Origin of the sequence: Frankia sp. ACN1ag (genome assembly GCF_001414035.1) — a bacterium.
Taxonomy (GTDB): Bacteria; Actinomycetota; Actinomycetes; order Frankiales; family Frankiaceae; genus Frankia; species Frankia torreyi.
In genome coordinates, this window is the sequence record NZ_LJPA01000003.1 from 233,835 (window position 1) to 251,533 (window position 17,699).

14 protein-coding genes and 1 pseudogene are annotated in these 17,699 nt (G+C 73.5%); 7 read left to right on the forward strand and 8 right to left on the reverse strand.

Features of this window, described 5'->3' with window-relative positions:
* Window positions 1-69 precede the first annotated feature (69 nt).
* Window positions 70-450, forward strand: a complete 381-nt coding sequence (locus tag UK82_RS03645; RefSeq protein ID WP_044883403.1) for a hypothetical protein — start codon at window positions 70-72, stop codon at window positions 448-450.
* A gap of 87 nt (window positions 451-537) precedes the next feature.
* On the opposite strand, the gene UK82_RS03650 is transcribed toward UK82_RS03645, so the two are convergent.
* Both UK82_RS03650 and UK82_RS03655 read right to left on the reverse strand, forming a co-directional pair.
* Entirely contained in the window at window positions 538-1,755 is a 1,218-nt protein-coding gene (locus UK82_RS03650; RefSeq protein ID WP_236705467.1) for a DUF459 domain-containing protein, read from the reverse strand.
* Window positions 1,756-1,875: 120 nt separating this feature from the next.
* On the reverse strand, window positions 1,876-3,504 hold the full coding sequence (locus UK82_RS03655; RefSeq protein ID WP_055406295.1) for an MBOAT family protein: 1,629 nt from the start codon (window positions 3,502-3,504) through the stop codon (window positions 1,876-1,878).
* Between the two features lie 246 nt (window positions 3,505-3,750).
* On the opposite strand from UK82_RS03655, the gene UK82_RS03660 reads away from it, so the two are divergent.
* Complete coding sequence (locus tag UK82_RS03660; protein WP_044883406.1) at window positions 3,751-4,650, forward strand: alpha/beta fold hydrolase; 900 nt, start codon at window positions 3,751-3,753, stop codon at window positions 4,648-4,650.
* A gap of 51 nt (window positions 4,651-4,701) precedes the next feature.
* Here the strand turns inward: UK82_RS03660 and UK82_RS03665 are convergent, their stop codons facing one another.
* Window positions 4,702-5,163: a membrane protein gene (locus UK82_RS03665; protein WP_044883407.1), complete on the reverse strand. Its 462-nt coding sequence runs from the start codon at window positions 5,161-5,163 to the stop codon at window positions 4,702-4,704.
* 1,571 nt (window positions 5,164-6,734) lie between these two features.
* Window positions 6,735-7,067 carry an antibiotic biosynthesis monooxygenase gene (locus UK82_RS03675; RefSeq protein WP_044883504.1) on the reverse strand — a complete coding sequence of 111 codons (333 nt, stop codon included), beginning with the start codon at window positions 7,065-7,067 and terminating at the stop codon, window positions 6,735-6,737.
* Between UK82_RS03675 and UK82_RS42265 the strand changes: the two genes are divergently transcribed.
* Window positions 7,032-7,241 (forward strand): pentapeptide repeat-containing protein, encoded by a 210-nt coding sequence (locus tag UK82_RS42265; RefSeq protein WP_396230442.1) that lies wholly within the window; start codon window positions 7,032-7,034, stop codon window positions 7,239-7,241. The genes UK82_RS03675 and UK82_RS42265 overlap by 36 nt on opposite strands.
* A gap of 73 nt (window positions 7,242-7,314) precedes the next feature.
* A complete protein-coding gene (locus tag UK82_RS03680; RefSeq protein ID WP_044883505.1) occupies window positions 7,315-7,986 on the forward strand; it encodes a helix-turn-helix transcriptional regulator in 672 nt (223 codons plus the stop codon).
* On the opposite strand, the gene UK82_RS03685 is transcribed toward UK82_RS03680, so the two are convergent.
* The 3 genes from UK82_RS03685 to greA all read right to left on the reverse strand — a co-directional run bounded on the left by UK82_RS03685 (window position 7,906) and on the right by greA (window position 12,171).
* Entirely contained in the window at window positions 7,906-9,900 is a 1,995-nt protein-coding gene (locus UK82_RS03685) for a VWA domain-containing protein (protein ID WP_044883409.1), read from the reverse strand. The genes UK82_RS03680 and UK82_RS03685 overlap by 81 nt on opposite strands.
* Before the next feature lie 24 nt (window positions 9,901-9,924).
* Window positions 9,925-11,376 (reverse strand): magnesium chelatase, encoded by a 1,452-nt coding sequence (locus UK82_RS03690; RefSeq protein ID WP_044883410.1) that lies wholly within the window; start codon window positions 11,374-11,376, stop codon window positions 9,925-9,927.
* Between the two features lie 312 nt (window positions 11,377-11,688).
* On the reverse strand, window positions 11,689-12,171 hold the full coding sequence (gene greA / locus UK82_RS03695; RefSeq protein WP_044883506.1) for a transcription elongation factor GreA: 483 nt from the start codon (window positions 12,169-12,171) through the stop codon (window positions 11,689-11,691).
* A gap of 447 nt (window positions 12,172-12,618) precedes the next feature.
* Between greA and mca the strand changes: the two genes are divergently transcribed.
* The 3 genes and pseudogenes from mca to UK82_RS03705 form a co-directional block, all read left to right on the forward strand.
* On the forward strand, window positions 12,619-13,129 hold a 511-nt coding region (gene mca / locus UK82_RS35465), incomplete at its 3' end, for a mycothiol conjugate amidase Mca (RefSeq protein WP_236705468.1).
* A 7-nt stretch (window positions 13,130-13,136) separates the two neighbouring features.
* Window positions 13,137-13,512 (forward strand): annotated as a pseudogene (locus UK82_RS35470) (mycothiol conjugate amidase Mca); the annotation flags it as partial.
* Between the two features lie 201 nt (window positions 13,513-13,713).
* Window positions 13,714-14,070, forward strand: a complete 357-nt coding sequence (locus UK82_RS03705; RefSeq protein WP_055406358.1) for a hypothetical protein — start codon at window positions 13,714-13,716, stop codon at window positions 14,068-14,070.
* 97 nt (window positions 14,071-14,167) lie between these two features.
* Here the strand turns inward: UK82_RS03705 and UK82_RS03710 are convergent, their stop codons facing one another.
* The gene (locus tag UK82_RS03710) at window positions 14,168-17,350 is read right to left on the reverse strand and encodes a leucine--tRNA ligase (RefSeq protein ID WP_044883412.1); all 3,183 of its coding nucleotides are present in this window, start codon (window positions 17,348-17,350) and stop codon (window positions 14,168-14,170) included.
* Window positions 17,351-17,699: the final 349 nt, after the last annotated feature.

Sequence of the window (17,699 nt, forward strand, 5' to 3'; positions counted from 1 at the left end):
TCGCCAGCGTGCCCCATGCCACAGCAAAGGGCAAGGCCCCGTTCGGGCCTCGTGGGGTATCCTGCCCGGATGTCCGATGAGGTCAGTGATCTCAGTCGGGAGGTGGGTCTGCTCATCCGCCGTATCCGGGGATGGGCCGGCTCTTCCTGGGACGTCGCGGTGGGTTCGGGGATGACCCGGGCGGAGCGCACGGTTCGGCTGCTCGACGAGCTGGCCGCGCTCGGCGAACGGATCGGCACGGGTGCGCCCGTCGAGATGCGTCCGCCGAGGCTCGCCACCCACGCCCTGCCCGACCAGCTCGCCGTGCTCGCCGAGGACCTGCTGGCCGCGCTCGACGCCGCCGGCGCCACCCTTCCGTCCACCCGCGAGGTGCTGACCGACGCCCGCGCGGCGGTGACCCGGGCGCGTGCGGACCTCGACGGCGCCGGCTTTGGGTTCCGCGTGCGCTGATTGCGGCCGCCACCCCAGACCGACCGTTCGACCCGAGCGCATCGGCCGACCTGAGCGCGGCCGTCGGCTTCGGTGCACCGTTCGGTGTCAGTGCAGCCGCCAGGTGCTCCGGACGGCGTCGAGCACGTGCGCCGCGGCGATTCGCGCCCCGTCGAGGGTCAGGTGCACCCCGTCGCGGGACCGGGCGAGCACGTCCCGCCCGTCGGCGGCGGTCAGGTAGTCGCTGTAGGCGCCGCCGTGCGACAGCCACGGGGTCAGGTCGAGGTAGCTCGCGCCGCTCACCCCCGCCGCCGCGGCCGCCGTCGCCGCGTTCAGCCGATGGAAGTAGCCGTTCAACCGGTTGGAGCGGGCCGGGGGCAGGCTGAGCCACAGCAGCCGCCTGGCGCCGTTCCCGGTCCAGATTCGCATGACGACGCTGGCCCGCCGCTGGTACTCGGCCTCCCACTCGGCCGATCCGGCGGGCAGCACCGTCCTGTCGGGGAGCGTGATGCCCTGCCCGTCGTTGCCGCCCATGGCGACGATGACCAGCTCCGGGCTGCGCGCGGTGACCTGGTCGCGGGCATGGGCGGCCCAGTCGAAGAAGTCGGGCCGGACCAGGCCGGTGCCGAACCGGGTCTCGGTCTGTGCCCGGACCGTGCCCGGCGCCGTGTTCGTGATGGTGGGGCCGAGGGACTCGGTCAGGGAATCGCCGGTGACGAGCACCCGCAGCGGGTCGGCGGTGGTGGGCAGGCGCAGTGGGGCGGGGGCGGGCGGGGCGGTGGGTAGCTCGGCGGTGCCGGGGCGGCCCGGCACCGCCGCGTCCGCCGCGGCGCGGCTCGCCGCGGTCGCCAGCTCCGAGTCGCCGCCGCGCGGCGCGGTCCCGTGGCCGAAGGCGCGGGCCAGCCAGCGGTCCGGCGCGTCCAGGCGCGCCGTGTGCGTCACCCGCTCGATCGGCCGCGCCGCGCTCAGCACGAGGGTGCGGGTGAGCCCCGGACGCATGCCTTCGCCGGCATGGACCATGGCGGGGGCGCGCAGCACGGCGAGCAGCCCCAGCACGGCGACGACCAGCAGCAGGGCGCGGCGCGCCGGGACGGCGTCCGCCCCGACCTGCGGCGGGCGGGCGCGATGGCGTGGCTGGGCCGGCACCTCCTGCCTGGCTGGTTGGTGCGATGGACGGTCCTGGGCGAAGCGACGGCCCCGCGGTCCGCGGGGGATCCGCGGTGGCGGTCCGGCGGGCAGGGGTGCCGGGGCGGGCGGGGGCGCGGGGGCGGGGGTGGGGGCGGACGCCGGCGGCCGGGTCGGCACCGCATCGTCGCGCTCGGTCATGGTCGCGGGCTCCGTCGGCGGCTGGGGGAGGGGGAACCGGACCTCGTCTTCCGTGGTGCGTCGATTACCTTAGGTGATTTACCTCGCCCTGTTGGTCCTCTGCGCCCCGGCGGGCCGTCCTCAGAAGCGGAAATAGATGAAGGGGGCGACGTCCTGTTGCCCGACGACCGCGTAGATGACCATCATCGAGACGGTCAGCAGGACGATCTGCGGGCCGAGGCTCACCCGGGCGAACCGGGCCCGCGTCCCGGCCCACCAGCTCGGCGGGATGGCCGCCGTGGCCAGGCCCACCACGATCGCGGCCAGCACCGCGGGGGTGACCAGCGGCGCCGGGCCGCCCGCGGTGAACAGCCGCGCGAACAGCCGGCCCGCCGTGTCCAGATCCGGGGCGCGGAAGAGCACCCAGGTCGCGCAGACGAAGTGAAAGACGGCCAGCCGGGCCGCCCAGCCCCGCACGGGGCCGCCGACCCGGGCCGCACTCCCAGCGGCACTCCCAGTCGCACTCCCGGCGGCGCTCCGAGCGGCGTCGGCTGGCAGGGGAGTCACCACCACCCCGACCGGCTGGGGCGTGGGCGCCGGCGAGACGGCGCCCGCCCCGGCGTCGGTGGCTGCGCGCTGGGCGGTGAGGGGTTCGCCGAGGGGGGCGGGGGCGGCGGCGCGCGGCAGCGGTATGCGGACGAGCCCGGCGGCGGCCGCCCGCCTCGTCCGCCAGATCCGCAGTCGGCGCTCGGTGACCAGGGCCGCGCCGTGCAGTGCCCCCCACAGCACGAAGGTCCACGACGCGCCGTGCCACAGGCCTCCCAGAGTCATAGTGATCATGAGGTTCAGGTAGGTCCGGCGACGTCCGCGCCGGCTCCCGCCGAGGGGCAGGTACACGTAGTCGCGCAGCCAGCGCGACAGCGTCATGTGCCAGCGTCGCCAGAACTCCTGCAGGCTGCGTGACGCGTACGGCCGGTCGAAGTTGTCCGGGAAGCGGAAGCCGAGCAGCAGCGCGATCCCGATGGCGATGTCGGAGTAGGCCGAGAAGTCGCAGTAGATCTGGACGGCGTAGCCGTACACGGCGGCGAGGATCTCCGCGGACGAGTGCTGGCCCGGGGCGTCGAAGACCGGGTCGACCAGCCGGGAGGCGAGGACGTCGGCGAGCACCACCTTCTTGATCAGTCCCCCGAGGATGAGGAACGCCGCCCGGGTGGTCGGCACCCGGGCCGGGTCGCGCGGCGTGGCGAGCTGCGGGAGGAACTCGCTGGCCCGCACGATCGGACCGGCCACGAGATGCGGGAAGAACGCCTCGTAGACGGCGAAGTCGAGCAGCGGTGCCGGCGCGTTGATCCCCCGGTGGACGTCGATGACGTAGCTCAGCGCCTGGAAGGTGAAGAACGAGATCCCGATGGGCAGCGCCACCTGGAGCAGCGGGAGCGGCGCGGGCAGTCCGACGTCGGCCAGGGCGCGATCGACGGACAGCGCGAAGAAGCCGTAGTACTTGAACCAGCCGAGCAGGCCGAGGTCGCAGGCGATCGCGGCGGCGAGGATGCGGCGGTCCCGGAAGCGGTGGATCGCCCGCGCGGCGGCCTGGTTGATCAGGGTCGAGGCGACGATGAGCAGGACGAACCGGGCGTCGGCGAAGCCGTAGAAGAAGTACGACGCGGCGAGGATGAACGGCTTCCACAGCGCCGGCCGGGGCATCAGCAGCCAGGACAGCGTCATCACCACGACGAAGAACGCCGCGAACTCGATCGTCGGAAAGATCACGTATGGCCGTCCAGGGAGATCGGGTGGGCGGCGGGTGGCGGGTGGCCCTTCGGGGGCCACATCGATACTCTATGAAGCTAAGAAGATACATAAAGTAGTGACCAGCCGGAGGGTGCGCGCTGACGCGTGGCGGGACGACCGGTGAGATCGGTCGCCTCGGCGGGCGCAGCGGCCCGAATGGGTGAGGTTGGCTCGATTCAGCCGGGAAGGCGTGCACGTCAGCCACGGGATGGCTACCTTCCGACCATGGGCATCGTCACGGTCAACGGCATCGACCTCGCCTACGAGATCCACGGCGACGACGACGGTCTGCCGTTGCTGATGATCGGCGGCCTTGGGCAGCAGCTCGTCGGCTGGCATCCCGACCTGCTCGCCGCGCTCGCCCGGCGCGGCTACCGGGCGATCGTCTTCGACAACCGCGACGTGGGCCTGTCCACCCACCTCGATCACCTCGGCCGGCCCGACCTCGGGGCGATCATCGCCGGACGCTTCGACCTCGCCCCCTACGGGCTCGCCGACCTCGCCACCGACGCGCTGGGCCTGCTCACCGCGCTCGGCGTCGAGTCGGCGCACCTGCTGGGCCTGTCGATGGGCGGCATGGTCGCCCAGATCGCGGCCCTGCGCAGCCCGGAGCGGGTCCGCAGCCTCACGTCGGTGATGTCGCACCCCGGCGACCACCGGGTGCAACCGACGCCGGAGGCCATCGGGTTGTTCCTGCGCCCGGCGCCGGAAGACGTGGAGCAGTCCGTTCTCGCCGCGCACGAGGCGCATCGGGTGCTCGGCTCGCCGGAGTTCGCGCCGGACGAGGCGTGGCTGCGCCGGCGCGCCGAGATCTACTGGGACCGCCGGGCCAGCCCCGACGGTGTGCTGCGCCAGGTCGCCGCGGTGCTCTCCGCCCCGGACCGCACCGCGGAGCTCGCCGGGCTGCGCCCGCCCACCCTCGTCGTCCACGGCGGCGCCGACCCGCTCGTTCCCGTGATCGGTGGCCGGCTCACGGCCGCGGCCATCCCGGCCGCGGAGCTGTTGGAGATCGACGGGATGGGCCACGACCTGCCCCGGCAGGTGTGGGACCGGGTGCTGGACAAGCTGGAGGACGTCGTCGACCGCGGGGAGGCCCCTCGGCGCCCCCTCGCCGCCGCGAGCTGAGCGGACGCGAGCTGAGCGGACGCGAGGCCCGTCGGGTCGCCGCCCACCGGCTCACGCGCCGGGTTTGACCACCATCAGGGCGACGACCACGACCCAGCAGGCGGAGCTCAGCACCGCGCCGCCGGTGACGGTGCCGAGCCGGCGCCGAGCGTCCCCACCGGCGTCGATCTCGGCGACGGCGTGCGACAGGCCGGGTGCGATGACCGCCAGGCAGATCCCGCACGCCACCACCCACAGCACCAGCGAGCCCAGCAGCCAGGAGTCGCTGAACGACCGCACGCTGCCGAACGACCCCTGGTGCACCATCCCCGCGCCGGTCACCGCGATGAGCAGCGACGCCAGCCCGAACCCACGCACCAGTCGGGCGGCGAGCCGCAGCATCGGCAGGGCGCTCGGCCCGGCCCGCAGCAGCCGGGGGACCGCCGCGCAGACCAGGGTCAGCGGTCCGATGACGAAGATCGCGAGAAGGACGTGCAGGGTGAGGAGGAGCCCGAAGCTGCCCGGATGCGGCATGCGCAGACGGTACCGACTGACTCCTCCCGCTTGTACACCGACCGCTTGTACACCGCCTTTGGGCCGACTGTGCTGGTCCTGTGCCCCGTGTGCCCCGTGTGCCCCATGTGCCCCATGCACCTCGCCGGGGCTCGCGGGGCTCGCGCCTCAGAGCGGGTAGGACTGGTAGTAGAGCAGTTTCACCGCCTCGCCGAAGTGCGTCCCGTACAGGCGGTCGGTGGATCCGGCGTAGGCGTAGCTGACCACCCCGTCGATCCAGCCGTGGCCGGGCCCGAGCCGGCCGAACCCGGTGATGAACGGGCCGCNGCTCGCGCCCGCCGTCATCCGGCAGTGAACTCCGATCGCCGGGCCCCCGTACGGGTCGGCCGACCCGGGCCCGGCGCAGTAGATGAGCTGGTTGCCGTCGTACGGCAACAGGCGTGGATAGCCGAAGCTGTACTGCGGGTAGGTGTTCGGCAGGCCGAACGCGATGCCCTGCCCCCCGACCACGTCCTCGATGTGCCGGCCGCCGTGGGTGTTGAACAGTGCGAAGCCGGCGTCGACGTCGAAGCTCGAGCCGCTCGCCCAACCCGGTGTCACGGTCAGCCGGCGGGCGGTCCAGATGCCGTACGGCATGGTCCCGTCGACGTAGCCCGGGACGAAGGCGACCTGCTGGGCGAACTGCGCGCCGGTGCCGCCGTGCAGGCAGTGCCCCGCGGTCACGACGAGGTCGCGGACCGGGCTGGTCACCACGCTCGCCGAACACGCGAAATCGGCGCCGCCGATCGTGGTGAACAGCCGGCCGGTGGTCGCCGTGACCAGACCGCCCCGGGTGTACGGCGTGCCGTCGCTGGGCGGCGGCGGCGTGCTCGACAGTCCGGGGCTCGGGTCGTCGGCGAACGGCGTGCCCGCCGCCGCCGCGCCGGCGTTGGCATCGGCGCGGTCGGTGGTGTGGGAGCCGAAGGCCCGGTCGCGACGTTCGGTCGTCCAGTACCGTTCGACCGCGCGCTGCTCGGCGGCGGTCACCGCCCCGGGCGCCGACAGCGGCGCCGGCCGACCTTGGGTGATCTCGGCGGCGGGGTCGGCCGGCCGGACCGGCCCGGCGTCGGGACCAGCGATCGGCGGGCCGCCGGCCGCCGGCCGCACATCCGCGCCCGGTAGGCCGCCCAGTGCGTCTGGGCCGGGCAGGCCGTCCGCGAGGATCGCGCCGCCCGGCGCGGCCTGGGCGGGGTTGGCCGGCATGGCCGTGGGGGCGAGCCCCACGCCCGCGGCCAGCAGCACGGCGGCGACCAGCCGCGAACGGGCCGGTGGCCGGGGCCGCTGCTCGCGCTGCCGCAGGCTCGCCCGGTGCCTCGCGCCCGTCGCGCCCTCCCCTGCCCTCCGTGACTTCACGATCGCGCAGAGTAGCAGAATTCGAGATCTGGATGGTCGGGGCGCGACGGCCGCCTGCCGGGTGCCGGTCAGATCCCCCGCGGCGGGTGAGGGTCACGGGCCCCGGCCCGGGCGGTCGGCGGCGGGCCTTTCGGGTGCTGTGGGTGCGGCCGACCGTGACCCCGGCGGAGCGTGGCCGGTTGTGGGCCCTGTGGGTGTGGTCAGTCGGCGGGCGCGGCGAGGTGCTCGTGGGCCTGTGCCCAGGTGGGGGCGCCGGCGCCGGCCGGCGGGTGCCAGAAGACGAACCGGGACTGGGCCATGGCGGGTCCGAGGCGGCGCATCGCCTCCCGGTGGTGGGGGTCGCCGACGAACGCGTCCAGCGCGGCCCGGTCCGTCCACGCGGACAGGGTCAGGTATTCACGCCGCAGCGGCCGGGCGACGAGCGAGACGCCGAGGGCGCCGGGCGCGGCGAGCAGGGCTCGCCGGACGGCGAGTGCCGAGCGCAGCATCGTGACCGAGTGTCGGGCCGAGGTGAGGACGAAGCGCGAGGCCATGACCTCGATGGCACCGTCTTCGATGGCACCGTCTTCGATGGCGCCGACCTCGATGGCGCCGACCTCGATGGCGCCGACCTCGGCGCCGGTGCCCGCGGGCTCGGCCGCGCCGGCCTTGCGGCCGGGCGGGGTGGTCCAGGAAATCGTCGGCACGGTGACCCACCTCCACAATAGTCTGACTCGGACCGTTGCTGGGGTCAGGATAGTCTCAAAGAGACGGTATGAGTCAAGCCGTATGATGGAGACCATGGCGGAGATCGTGCTGACACCGGTGTCGTATCTGGTCCTCGGGGAGGTGGCCCGCCGCGGCAGTGCCACGCCCTACGACCTCAAGGTGTCGGTCGCCGAATCGGTCGGGAACTACTGGTCGTTCCCGCACGCGCAGCTCTACAAGGAGCCGCCGCGCCTTGCCGAGGCCGGGCTGCTGGCCGAGGAACGGGAGGCCGGGGGGCGCCGCCGGCGCATCTTCCGGATCACCGACGCCGGTCGGCGCAGTCTGCAGGACTGGCTCTCCTCGGCCGATTCCGGGCGCACCGAACTGCGCGACCTCGGCCTGCTCAAACTCGCGTTCGCCGACCTCGGCCGTCCCGGCGACGTCGCCCGGCTCGCCCGTGCCCAGGCTGCCGCGCACCGGGCGCACCTGGAGGTCTACCGCACGCTGGCCGCGCTGCCGCCGGACGCCATGGTCTGGACGTTGCGGCGCACGCTGGACCTCGGGCTCGCCTACGAGCGGCTCGTGGCGGAGTTCTGGGAGCGGCTCGCCGCCGACCCCGTCGTCACTCGTATCCCCCCGCCCCCCGCCGAGCCCGCGCGGCCGGCGGGGGACACCCCGGGCGGGTCAGCGGGCGACGCGGTGGCGTCCCCGGGAACGCAGGTAGTCCCGGATGACGTAGCTGCCGAGGGCGGTGGGGTCGGGTGACAGGACCCGCCCGCCGTTGCGGCGGGCCATCTCCTCGACGAACTGCACGAGCCGCGGCTCGTCGTCGAGCATGAACACGTTGATGGTCACCCCGCGGCGGGTCAGCCGGTCCACCTCGGCCAGGGTCAGCTCCAGGGTCTCGGGCATCGGCGGCCAGGAGAACGACGGAGTGCCGTCGCGCAGCAGGTGCGCGGTGGGCTCCCCGTCGGTGACGACCATGACGACCGGCTCGGCCTGCGGGTACCGGCTGAGCAGCCGGCCGGCGATGAGCAGGGCGTGCTGCAGGTTGGTGCCCTGGACCATCTCGGAGTCCAGGCCGGCGAGCTCCACCGGCCGCAGTTCGCGGGCGTAGTCCGAGAAGCCGATGATGTGGATCTTGTCCTGTGGGAACGACGTGCTGACGAGGGTGTGCAGCGCCAACGCCGTCGACTTCGCGATCCCCCACGTCCCGCGCAGGGCCATCGAGTAGGACAGGTCGACGAGCAGACAGACCGCGGCGGTGGTGCGCCGCTCGGTCTCGGCGACCTCGAAGTCGCCGACCTCCAGCCGCACCGGCCGGCCCTTGCCGGTCGGCCCGGCGCGCAGCACGGCGTTACGCACCGTGCGGACGACGTCGATCGGTTGGGTGTCGCCGAACTGCCAGGCCCGCGAGGTGCCGAGCAGGTCGCCGGCGGAGCCGGCGTCGGTGAGGTTGTGGTCGCCGCGGCCGCGGGCGGAGACCTGGCGAAAGATCCGGGCCAGCGCCGCCTGCCCGATCCGGCGGACCGCGCGGGGGGTGAGCTCCAGGCTGCCGGCCCGGCGGGTGATGAACCCCTGCTGCTCCAGCTCCCGCTCGATCTGCTGCAGGCTGCGCAGGTCGTCGACGGCGGAACGGCCCAGCGCCCGAGCGACCGCATCCGGGTCGATGTCCTCCAGCGAGGCCCCGGCGTAGTCCTGCCCGAGCGCGGCGGCGAGCTCGTCGAGTTCCGCGAGTTCCTCCAGCGCCGAGGTGGCGTCGCCGAGGCCCAGCGGCTCGTCTCCGGTGAGGCCCTCGCCGAGCCGGCCGCCGCGCCCACGGGCCCGGCCGCCCCAGTTCAGGTCCGGGCGGGAGGCGCGCAGCGCCTGGGCGAGCCGGGACATCTCGGCGGCCAGGCCCAGGTCCTCCATGGCGGTGGACATCAGATCGGCGAGCTCGGAGCGCTGCTGCGGGGTGAGCCCGGCGAGCAGCCGGGCGGCCGCCGCCGCACGGCGCGCCAGCGCGTCGACCAGCTCCTCGAGCGACTGCGGGTTCTCCGGGAAGAAGTCGCCGTACTGGGACATGAACTCGGCGAACGCGGCGTCGGTGTCCTCGCCGCGGGCGTCGGCCTCCAGCAGGGTGTTCAGCGACCCGATCATGTCCCGGATGCGGGCGAAATCCTCCGGCGTCGCCCCTTCCAGGGCCTGCTTCATGCCCCTGAACTGGCTGTCGAGGACCTCTCGGCGCAGCAGCTCGGAGATCTTCTCGTAGGTCTCGCGGGCCTGCGGGGAACGCCAGTCGTACTCGGCCAGCGACCGCACCGCGCGCGCCGGGTCGGCGGGCAGCGCGTCGAGCTCGGCCTCCCGCAGGCGGGCCTCATCCGACGGGTCGGGGAACAGCGCCGCCCGCTCCTGCCCGACGGCCGTGTCGAGCAGTCGGCGGACCTCCTCCAGGGTGCCGTCCATCCGGCCGCGGGACCGGGCCTCGCGTCGGCGCCGCTCGATGGCGCGGCGCATGTCGTCCAGCCCGCGACGGCCCGGCATGCCGCGGCGCAGCAGAGCCTCCAGCGCCTCCCGGGGGGTGCGCCCCTCCAGGATCTGGCGGGACATCTCGTCGAGCGCGCCGGCCGCGGTGAAGGGGGAGGCGAGCGGGTCGGGCCCCCCGTCCCAGGGGCCGTAACGGAATGCGCCGGAGCTCACCGGGGTCCTCCCACGGGGGTCATGTCAGGAGCCGTAGACCGTCCGGCCCGGCAGCTCTTCCTTCGCCAGCCGGCGGTTGAGGTGCAGTCCCTCCATCGCCAGCTCCAGCGCCGCCGCGGCGAGGCCGGGCGACTCCGCGCCATCCACGCCGAGTCGGTTCAGGATCGCCGCGAGACCGGGCACCGGACCGACCCGGCGCAGCAGCTCGGCGGCGGGCACCATGTCGCCCGTCTCGACCGGGCCGTCGGCGTCGAACCGGTTCTGCAGCCCGGTGAGGTCGGCCCCGGCGAGGCGGGCCCGGAACGTCTCGGCGATCGCGCGGCGCAGCAGCAGCGCGAGCACCTCGTCCTCGCGCCCCTCCTCGAGCTGGTCGAACTCGACCTTGCCGCGCACCGCCGGCACGATCGCGGCGAGGTCGACCACCCGGGCGGTGGGCGTCTCCTCCCCGGTCAGCGCCGCGCGGCGGACCGCGGAGGCGGCCACCGTCTCGGCCGCGGCCACCGCCAGCCGGGCCGACACCCCCGAACGCTGGTCGACCTGTGGGGCGTCGCGGACGAGCCGGGTGAACCGGGCCACGATCTCCAGCAGGTGATCGGCGAGCTCGGGAGTGCCCAGCGGCGAGCCCGCCCAGGAGATCACGGACTCCTGGCGGATCAGCGCGAGCTCGTCGGCGAGCTGCAGCGGGTAGTGGGTGCGCACCTCGGCGCCGAAGCGGTCCTTGAGCGGGGTGATGATCCGGCCGCGGTTGGTGTAGTCCTCGGGGTTCGCCGAGGCCACCAGCAGCAGGTCGAGCGGCAGGCGCAGCAGGTAGCCGCGGACCTGGATGTCGCGCTCCTCCAGCACGTTGAGCAGCGACACCTGGATGCGCTCGGCGAGGTCGGGCAGCTCGTTGACGCTGAAGATGCCGCGGTTCGTGCGCGGCACCAGGCCGTAATGCACCGTCTCCGGGTCGCCGAGGGTGCGGCCCTCGGCGACCTTCACCGGGTCGACGTCGCCGATCAGGTCGCCCACGCTGGTGTCCGGCGTGGCGAGCTTCTCGCCGAACCGGTCGGAGCGGTGGCGCCAGCCGATCGGAAGCTCGTCGCCGAGCTGGGCCGCCAGCGCCCGGCAGCGGCCGCAGACCGGCGCGTACGGGTGGTCGTTGATCTCGCAGCCGGCGACGGCGGGCGACCACTCGTCGAGCAGGCTCACCAGGGTGCGGATGAGCCGGGTCTTGCCCTGGCCCCGCTCGCCCAGGAAGACGATGTCGTGACCGGCCAGGATGGCGCGCTCGACCTGCGGCAGGACGGTCTCGTCGAACCCGACGATGCCCGGGAAGCGGGGCGTGTCGCCCTTCATCAGGGCGACGAGGTTGTCGCGCAGCTCCGTGCGGACGGTTCGGTGAACGTGCCCGCTGCGGCGAAGCTCACCCACCGTGGCATAGGGCGGAGCGGTATCCGCCGGCGCGGTGGCCGGGGATGTCGCGGTCGGTGGCATGGAATGACGGGGCGGTGCCGGCAGATCCTCCACGCGTCGACGGTACGTCGACACCGCCCGCGACGCAGCCAAGTCGGCTGCCGTCCGCTGCAGGCGTAGTCGGGGGTACGCCGCCCGCCCCCACCCGAAGGAGCCCGCCCCCGCCCGAAGGAGCCCGCCCCCGCCCGAAGGAGCCCGCCCCCGCCCGAAGGAGCCCTCTTCCCGCCGACCGGCCCAGCCGGGCGGGCCGGCTCCTAGGTGCCGGCGCGCCAGCCACGATGGGTGACCCCCGGTCCGGCCGAAGTGGCATGGCCGAACCAGGCTCCGGTGCCGTCAGGAGCCGTAAGGTGCGACCGAGACGATCTCGACCTTCGCGGAGCGGCCGTTGGGAAGCGTGTAGCTGACGGTCTCGCCTGCCTTGTGGCCGTTCACGGCACCGCCGAGCGGGGAGGCGGGGGAGAACACGTCGATGGGAGTGCTGTGGTCCTCGCGGGAGCCGATGAGGAACTTCTCGGTCGCCTGCTCGCCGGGGAAGCGCACCTCGACGACCGTGCCCGGACCGGCCTCACCGGTGGTGTTGGGCGCCTCGCCCACCTGCGCGTCGCGCAGCAGGTCGGCGAGCTGGCGGATCCGGGCCTCCTGCTTGCCCTGCTCCTCCTTGGCGGCGTGGTAGCCACCGTTTTCCTTGAGGTCGCCCTCCTCACGGGCCGCCTCGATCTTGGTCGCGATCTCCGTGCGCCAGGGGCCGGTGAGGTAGTCGAGCTCGGAGCGGAGCCGGTCGTATGCCTCCTGAGTGAGCCAAGTCTGCTGCGTCACGCGGGTCACGCTCCTCGGTGAACATCAAAAGGGTCACGATATCAAGGTGAATCAAGGAATCCAGGGTCGAGCCCGCTGACTCCTCACGGCGGCTGCTCCACCACCGGGAGACCCCAGACCAGCGGTTCTACCCTCCTGGGTGAACCGTCAGTCCGTGGTTTCGACCATGACCGCACGCCTGGCGGAGCGGGAGCGTGGCGAACGGGTGCCGCACTCCATCGGTCCCCCGGGGCCGGACCGACACCGATGTCGGTACGCCGGCCGGCGACGTCGCACCCGTCACTGCATGCGCGGACGGTGCATTGTGCCACGTCGTTGGGTGACTTTTCCAGATCAAACGTGGAGGCGGGCTCCATGGTTCCGCACAGTGGTGTAGCACGGCGGTCACGTCACGGCCACCCGGGTCGATGGCCGCGGTCTGGCCCGGCCGTCAGCGACAATGGTGGCATGCCTTCGGTCGACGAGCGGCATGGCCTGCGTCTCATGGCCATCCATGCCCACCCCGATGACGAGTCCAGCAAGGGCGCGGCCACGATGGCGCGTTACGCGAGCGAAGGCGTGGACGTGCTGGTCGTGACGTGTACCGGTGGTGAGGAGGGCAGCATCCTCAACCCGGCGATGGACTCACCCGGCGTCGCCGAGCGCATCACCGAGATCCGCCGTGAGGAGATGGAGAACGCCCGGCGCATCCTCGGCGTGCGCCAGGAGTGGCTCGGCTTCGTCGACTCCGGCCTGCCCGAGGGCGACCCGCTGCCGCCCGTGCCACCGGGGCGCTTCGCCACCACGCCACTGACCGCGGCGGCCCAGCCCCTGGTCAGGCTGATCCGCACCTTCCGGCCGCAGGTCATCACGACCTACGACGAGTCCGGCGGTTACCCGCACCCCGACCACATCATGACGCACAAGATCAGCATCGAGGCGTTCGAGGCGGCCGGCGACCCCGAGCGCTATCCCGAGGNGGGGGNGGAAGCCGGGTTCGCCCCCTGGCAGCCGCTCAAGCTGTACTACCACCTCACCTTCCACAAGGAGCGCATCCTGGCGCTGCACGAGGCGCTGCTGGCCCGCGGACTGGAGTCCCCCTACACGGAACGCCTGGACGAGTGGGCCGACCGGGCGGCGGACGCGGGCCGGCTCACCACCCGGGTGCCGTGCGCGGACTGGTTCTCGACCCGCGATCGAGCCCTGATCGCGCATGCCACCCAGGTCGACCCCACCGGATGGTGGTTCCGGGTTCCGCTCGACGTGCAGCGGGAGGCCTGGCCCACCGAGGACTACCAGCTCGCCCGCTCGCTGATCGAGGTCGGCACGCTGCCCGAGGACGACCTGTTCAACGGCGTGTGATCGTGCGCACGGCGGGTGGCCGGCCGGCCGGCGGGGGCCGATCGGCGCCCACCTCGGGCGGTCCAGCGCGGCGTAATGTCGGGGGTGGGTACCGCCGGGAGCCCACGGCGCACCGCCCGCTGGGGCGGAGCCGGCCGCGCGCTCGCGCGGCGCAGCGGCGGGCTGACCGCAGAGTTTGGACCCGGGTGTGAGGACGTCACCGTGAACGAGATCTTCGCCGGTTCGGTGCTGGCCGAGCAGGAGCACAGCGCGGGCGGTCTTGGGTTGCTCATCGTCGTGGGGCTGATCGTGGTCTCCACCGGGCTGTTCTTCATGCTCTCGAGGAGCCTGCGCCGAATGCGCGCGAACGTGGCGAACGGTGATTTCCTCGGGGTCGAGTCCGACCGGCTCAGCGGCCCGGTCGATCCCCGCCAGGCGATCCGCCGCCGGTCGGTGCTGGCCGGCCGGCGGGGCCCGGTGATCGACGGCGAGGTCGTCGGCGATGCCGCGGCCACGGGTGGCGCGGGCGAGCATCTTGACCTGCCCGTCCAGCCCGGCCCCCCGTCCTCCGGCGGCTGAGCCGGGAGCCCCACCACACCATCGCTGCTTCCCTGCCCTTTCAGAGGGTTCTGTGCCCGATTGATCCCTCTGGAAGGGCAGGGTAAGGCCGGAGCGGTCAGCCCAGGGCGATGTTGACGATGCGGCCGGGGACGATGATGACCTTCTTGATGGAGCGGCCCTCGGTCTGGCGCGCGTAGTCGGGGTGCGCGGTGAGCAGCTCGCGGATCACGGGCTCCGCGGCACCGTCGGGCACCTGGAGGGTGAACCGCACCTTCCCGTTCACCTGGACCGGGATGGTCCGCTCGGACTCGGCGGCCAGCGCCGGGTCGCCCACGGGGAAGGCCGCGCGGCTCACCGACTCGCTGTGCCCGAGCCGGGTCCACAGCTCCTCCGCGATGTGCGGAGCCAGCGGCGCGGCCATCAGCACCAGCGGCTCGGCCAGCGCCCGGGGGGTCGCGGACTGGCCGTACCGCTTCGAGACGAAGTTCGTCAGCTCGATGAGCCGGGCGACGGCCGTGTTGAACCGCAGGCCCGCGTACTCCGCCGCCAACGTGATGATCGTCCGATGCAGGACGCGGGTGGCCTCGGCGTCCAGTTGCTCGTCGGAGACGGCGACCGTCCCGCTGCCCTCGTCGACGACCGCGCGCCACAGGCGCTGCAGGAACCGGTGCGAGCCGACGATGTCGTCGGTGTGCCAGGGCCGGTCGGCGTCGAGCGGACCCATCGCCATCTCGTAGACCCGCAGGGTGTCGGCGCCGAACCGGTCGTACATCTCGTCCGGGCTGACGCTGTTCTTCAGGCTCTTGCCCATTTTCCCGGAGCGGCGGTCGACCGGCGCCCCCTGGTGGGTGAACCGGCCGTCGCCGCTCGCCTCCACCTCGGCCGCCGGGACGTACATCCCGCGGGCGTCGGTGAACGCATCGGCCTGGATGTAGCCCTGGTTGAACAGCCGCTTGAACGGCTCCTTGGACGAGACGTGCCCCAGGTCGTAGAGGACCTTCTGCCAGAACCGGGCGTAGAGCAGGTGCAGCACCGCGTGCTCGACGCCGCCGACGTAGAGGTCGACGCCGCCGTCGCCGGCCGCCGCGCCCGGCTTGGCCATCCAGTACCGCTCGACGGTCTCGTCGACGAACCGCTCGGTGTTGGTCGGGTCCAGGTAGCGCAGGTGGTACCAGCAGGACCCGGCCCACTGCGGCATCGTGTTCGTCTCGCGCCGGTAGCGCTTCGGGCCGTCACCGAGGTCGAGGGTGACGCTCGCCCAGTCGGCCACGCGGGCCAGCGGCGGTACCGGATCGCTCTCGTCGTCCTCGGCCATCGCCGTCGGCCGGAAATCGGTCATCTCGGGCAGCTCGACGGGCAGCAGCTCGTCCGGGACGGCATGCGGCAGGCCGTCGTCGTCGAAGACGATCGGGAACGGCTCGCCCCAGTAGCGCTGCCGGGAGAACAGCCAGTCCCGCAGCCGGTAGGACCGGGCCGACCGGCCCGCGCCGAGCTCCTCCAGCCAGGCGACGGTCGTCTTGATCGCGTCGGTCTTGCCCAGGCCGGTGAGCACCGGGGCTCCCGCCGGGCCGGGCAGGTAGGCGCCCTCGCCGCTGAACGCGTCCGGCCACGCCGACGGCGGCGCGCCGGGTGTCACGTCGCGCTCGGCGTACCACGGCTCGTCGGGCGCCAGCACCGCCGGGATCGGCAGGTCGAAGGCGCGCGCGAAGCTGAAGTCCCGGCTGTCGTGCGCCGGCACGGCCATGATCGCGCCGGTGCCGTAGCCGACGAGGACGTAGTCGGCGAGGAAGACCGGGATCTCCGCGCCGCCCACCGGGTTGCGGACATAAGCGCCGGTGAACACGCCGGTACGGTCGATCTCCTCGCCGCGTTGGCGGTCGCTGCGCTGCGCCGCGAAGGCCCGGTAGGCCTCGACCGCGGCGCGCGGCGTCCAGGTCGGGTCGGCGGCAGCGGTCTCAGTAGCGGTCTCAGTAGCGGCCTCGGGGGCGCCGTGGCCGGCCGGGAAGCGCCAGCCGGCCGGGGTGCCCGCCGGCCAGGCGTCGGCGACCAGCGCGTCGACCTGCGGATGCTCGGGCGCCAGCACCAGGAAGGTCGCCCCGGCGAGGGTGTCCGGGCGGGTGGTGTAGACCTCGATGCGCGGCGCGGGGGAGGACCCGGCGGTGCCGGTGACCGCGTCCGTCGTGCCGGCTGGGCGGGTCGTGCCGCCTGCGCCGGTAGCACCGGGGGTGACGAGGGCGAATTCGACGCTCGCGCCGTCGCTCGGGCTGATCCAGTTGCGCTGCATCTGCTTGATCGAATCCGACCAGTCGACCAGGTCCAGGTCGGCGACCAGCCGTTCGGCGTAGGCGGTGATCCGCAGCACCCACTGCCGCAGCGGCCGGCGGAACACCGGGTAGTTCCCGATGTCGCTGCGGCCCTCGGCGGTGACCTCCTCGTTCGCCAGCACGGTGCCGAGCCCGGGGCACCAGTTGACGAGCTGTTCGGAGATGTAGGCCAGGCGGTGGGCGTCGACGACCCGGCGGCGGGCGACCCGGTCCAGCTCGGCCCAGGGCAGGCCCGCCGGGTTCGCGGCGCGCACGGCGTCGACCGACACGGCGGTGGTGCCGGCGGCGGGGCCGGCCACCGGCGAGCGGGTGCCGGCCTCGAACTCGGCGATCAGCTCCGCGATCGGCCGCGCCCGGCCGGCCTGCGGGTCGTACCAGGCGTCGAAGATCTGCTCGAAGATCCACTGCGTCCAGCGGTAGTACCCGACGTCGGTCGTGGCGATCTCGCGGCGGGTGTCGTGGCCGAGCCCCAGTCGGGAGAGCTGCCGACGCATGTTGGCGATGTTGGCGTCGGTGGTCGTGCGCGGGTGCTGGCCGGTGTTGATGGCGTACTGCTCGGCGGGCAGGCCGAAGGCGTCGTAGCCGAACGGGTGCAGCACATGGCGGCCGGACATCCGCAGGTAGCGGGCGAACACGTCGGTGCCGATGTACCCGAGCGGATGCCCGACGTGCAGGCCGGTGCCGCTGGGGTAGGGGAACATGTCCATGATGTAGAACGGCTCGCGCCCGGCGACCTCGTCGAAGCCCGCGGCCAGCGGCCCGACCGGGTTCGGCGAGTTGAACGTCCCCTCGTCGGCCCACCGACGCTGCCAGCGGCGCTCGATGTCCGCGGCGAGCCGGGCGTCGTAGCGGAACCCCGGCTCGTCGCCGGTCCTGGCGGTGGGCGTGGCGCCGGATGAAGATGCGGCGCCGGACGGGGCTGCCGTGGCGTTCGCGGCGCCGGCGTCGGTGCCGTGCTCGGCCGTCTCACTCATTCGCTCGTGCCACCCCAACTCGTTGGTACTCCGACCCTGCGACAACCCTTCCGAGCGCCCGCGACGACCCTTCGACCGCTCTCGCGGCGCAACGGCGGCCTGGCGGACGGCGATCGAGCGAGTGGACGGCGGACGGGCGAGCGAGCGGAGGAGCCGGGATCGTGCCTTTCTCCGAGCGTATCCGGTCCCGTGCACCCCGGTTCCGACCGCACGCCACCACGAGCGGACCGGGCCGGTCGACCCGCCCCGGTTGCGGCGGTGGTCTGGCCTGAGCTCGGTTGGGTGCCGAGAGTGCACCAGCCGACACGCCAGAAGCTGGCCGGGCAGGGTCCGGTCGGGGGTGCCGATG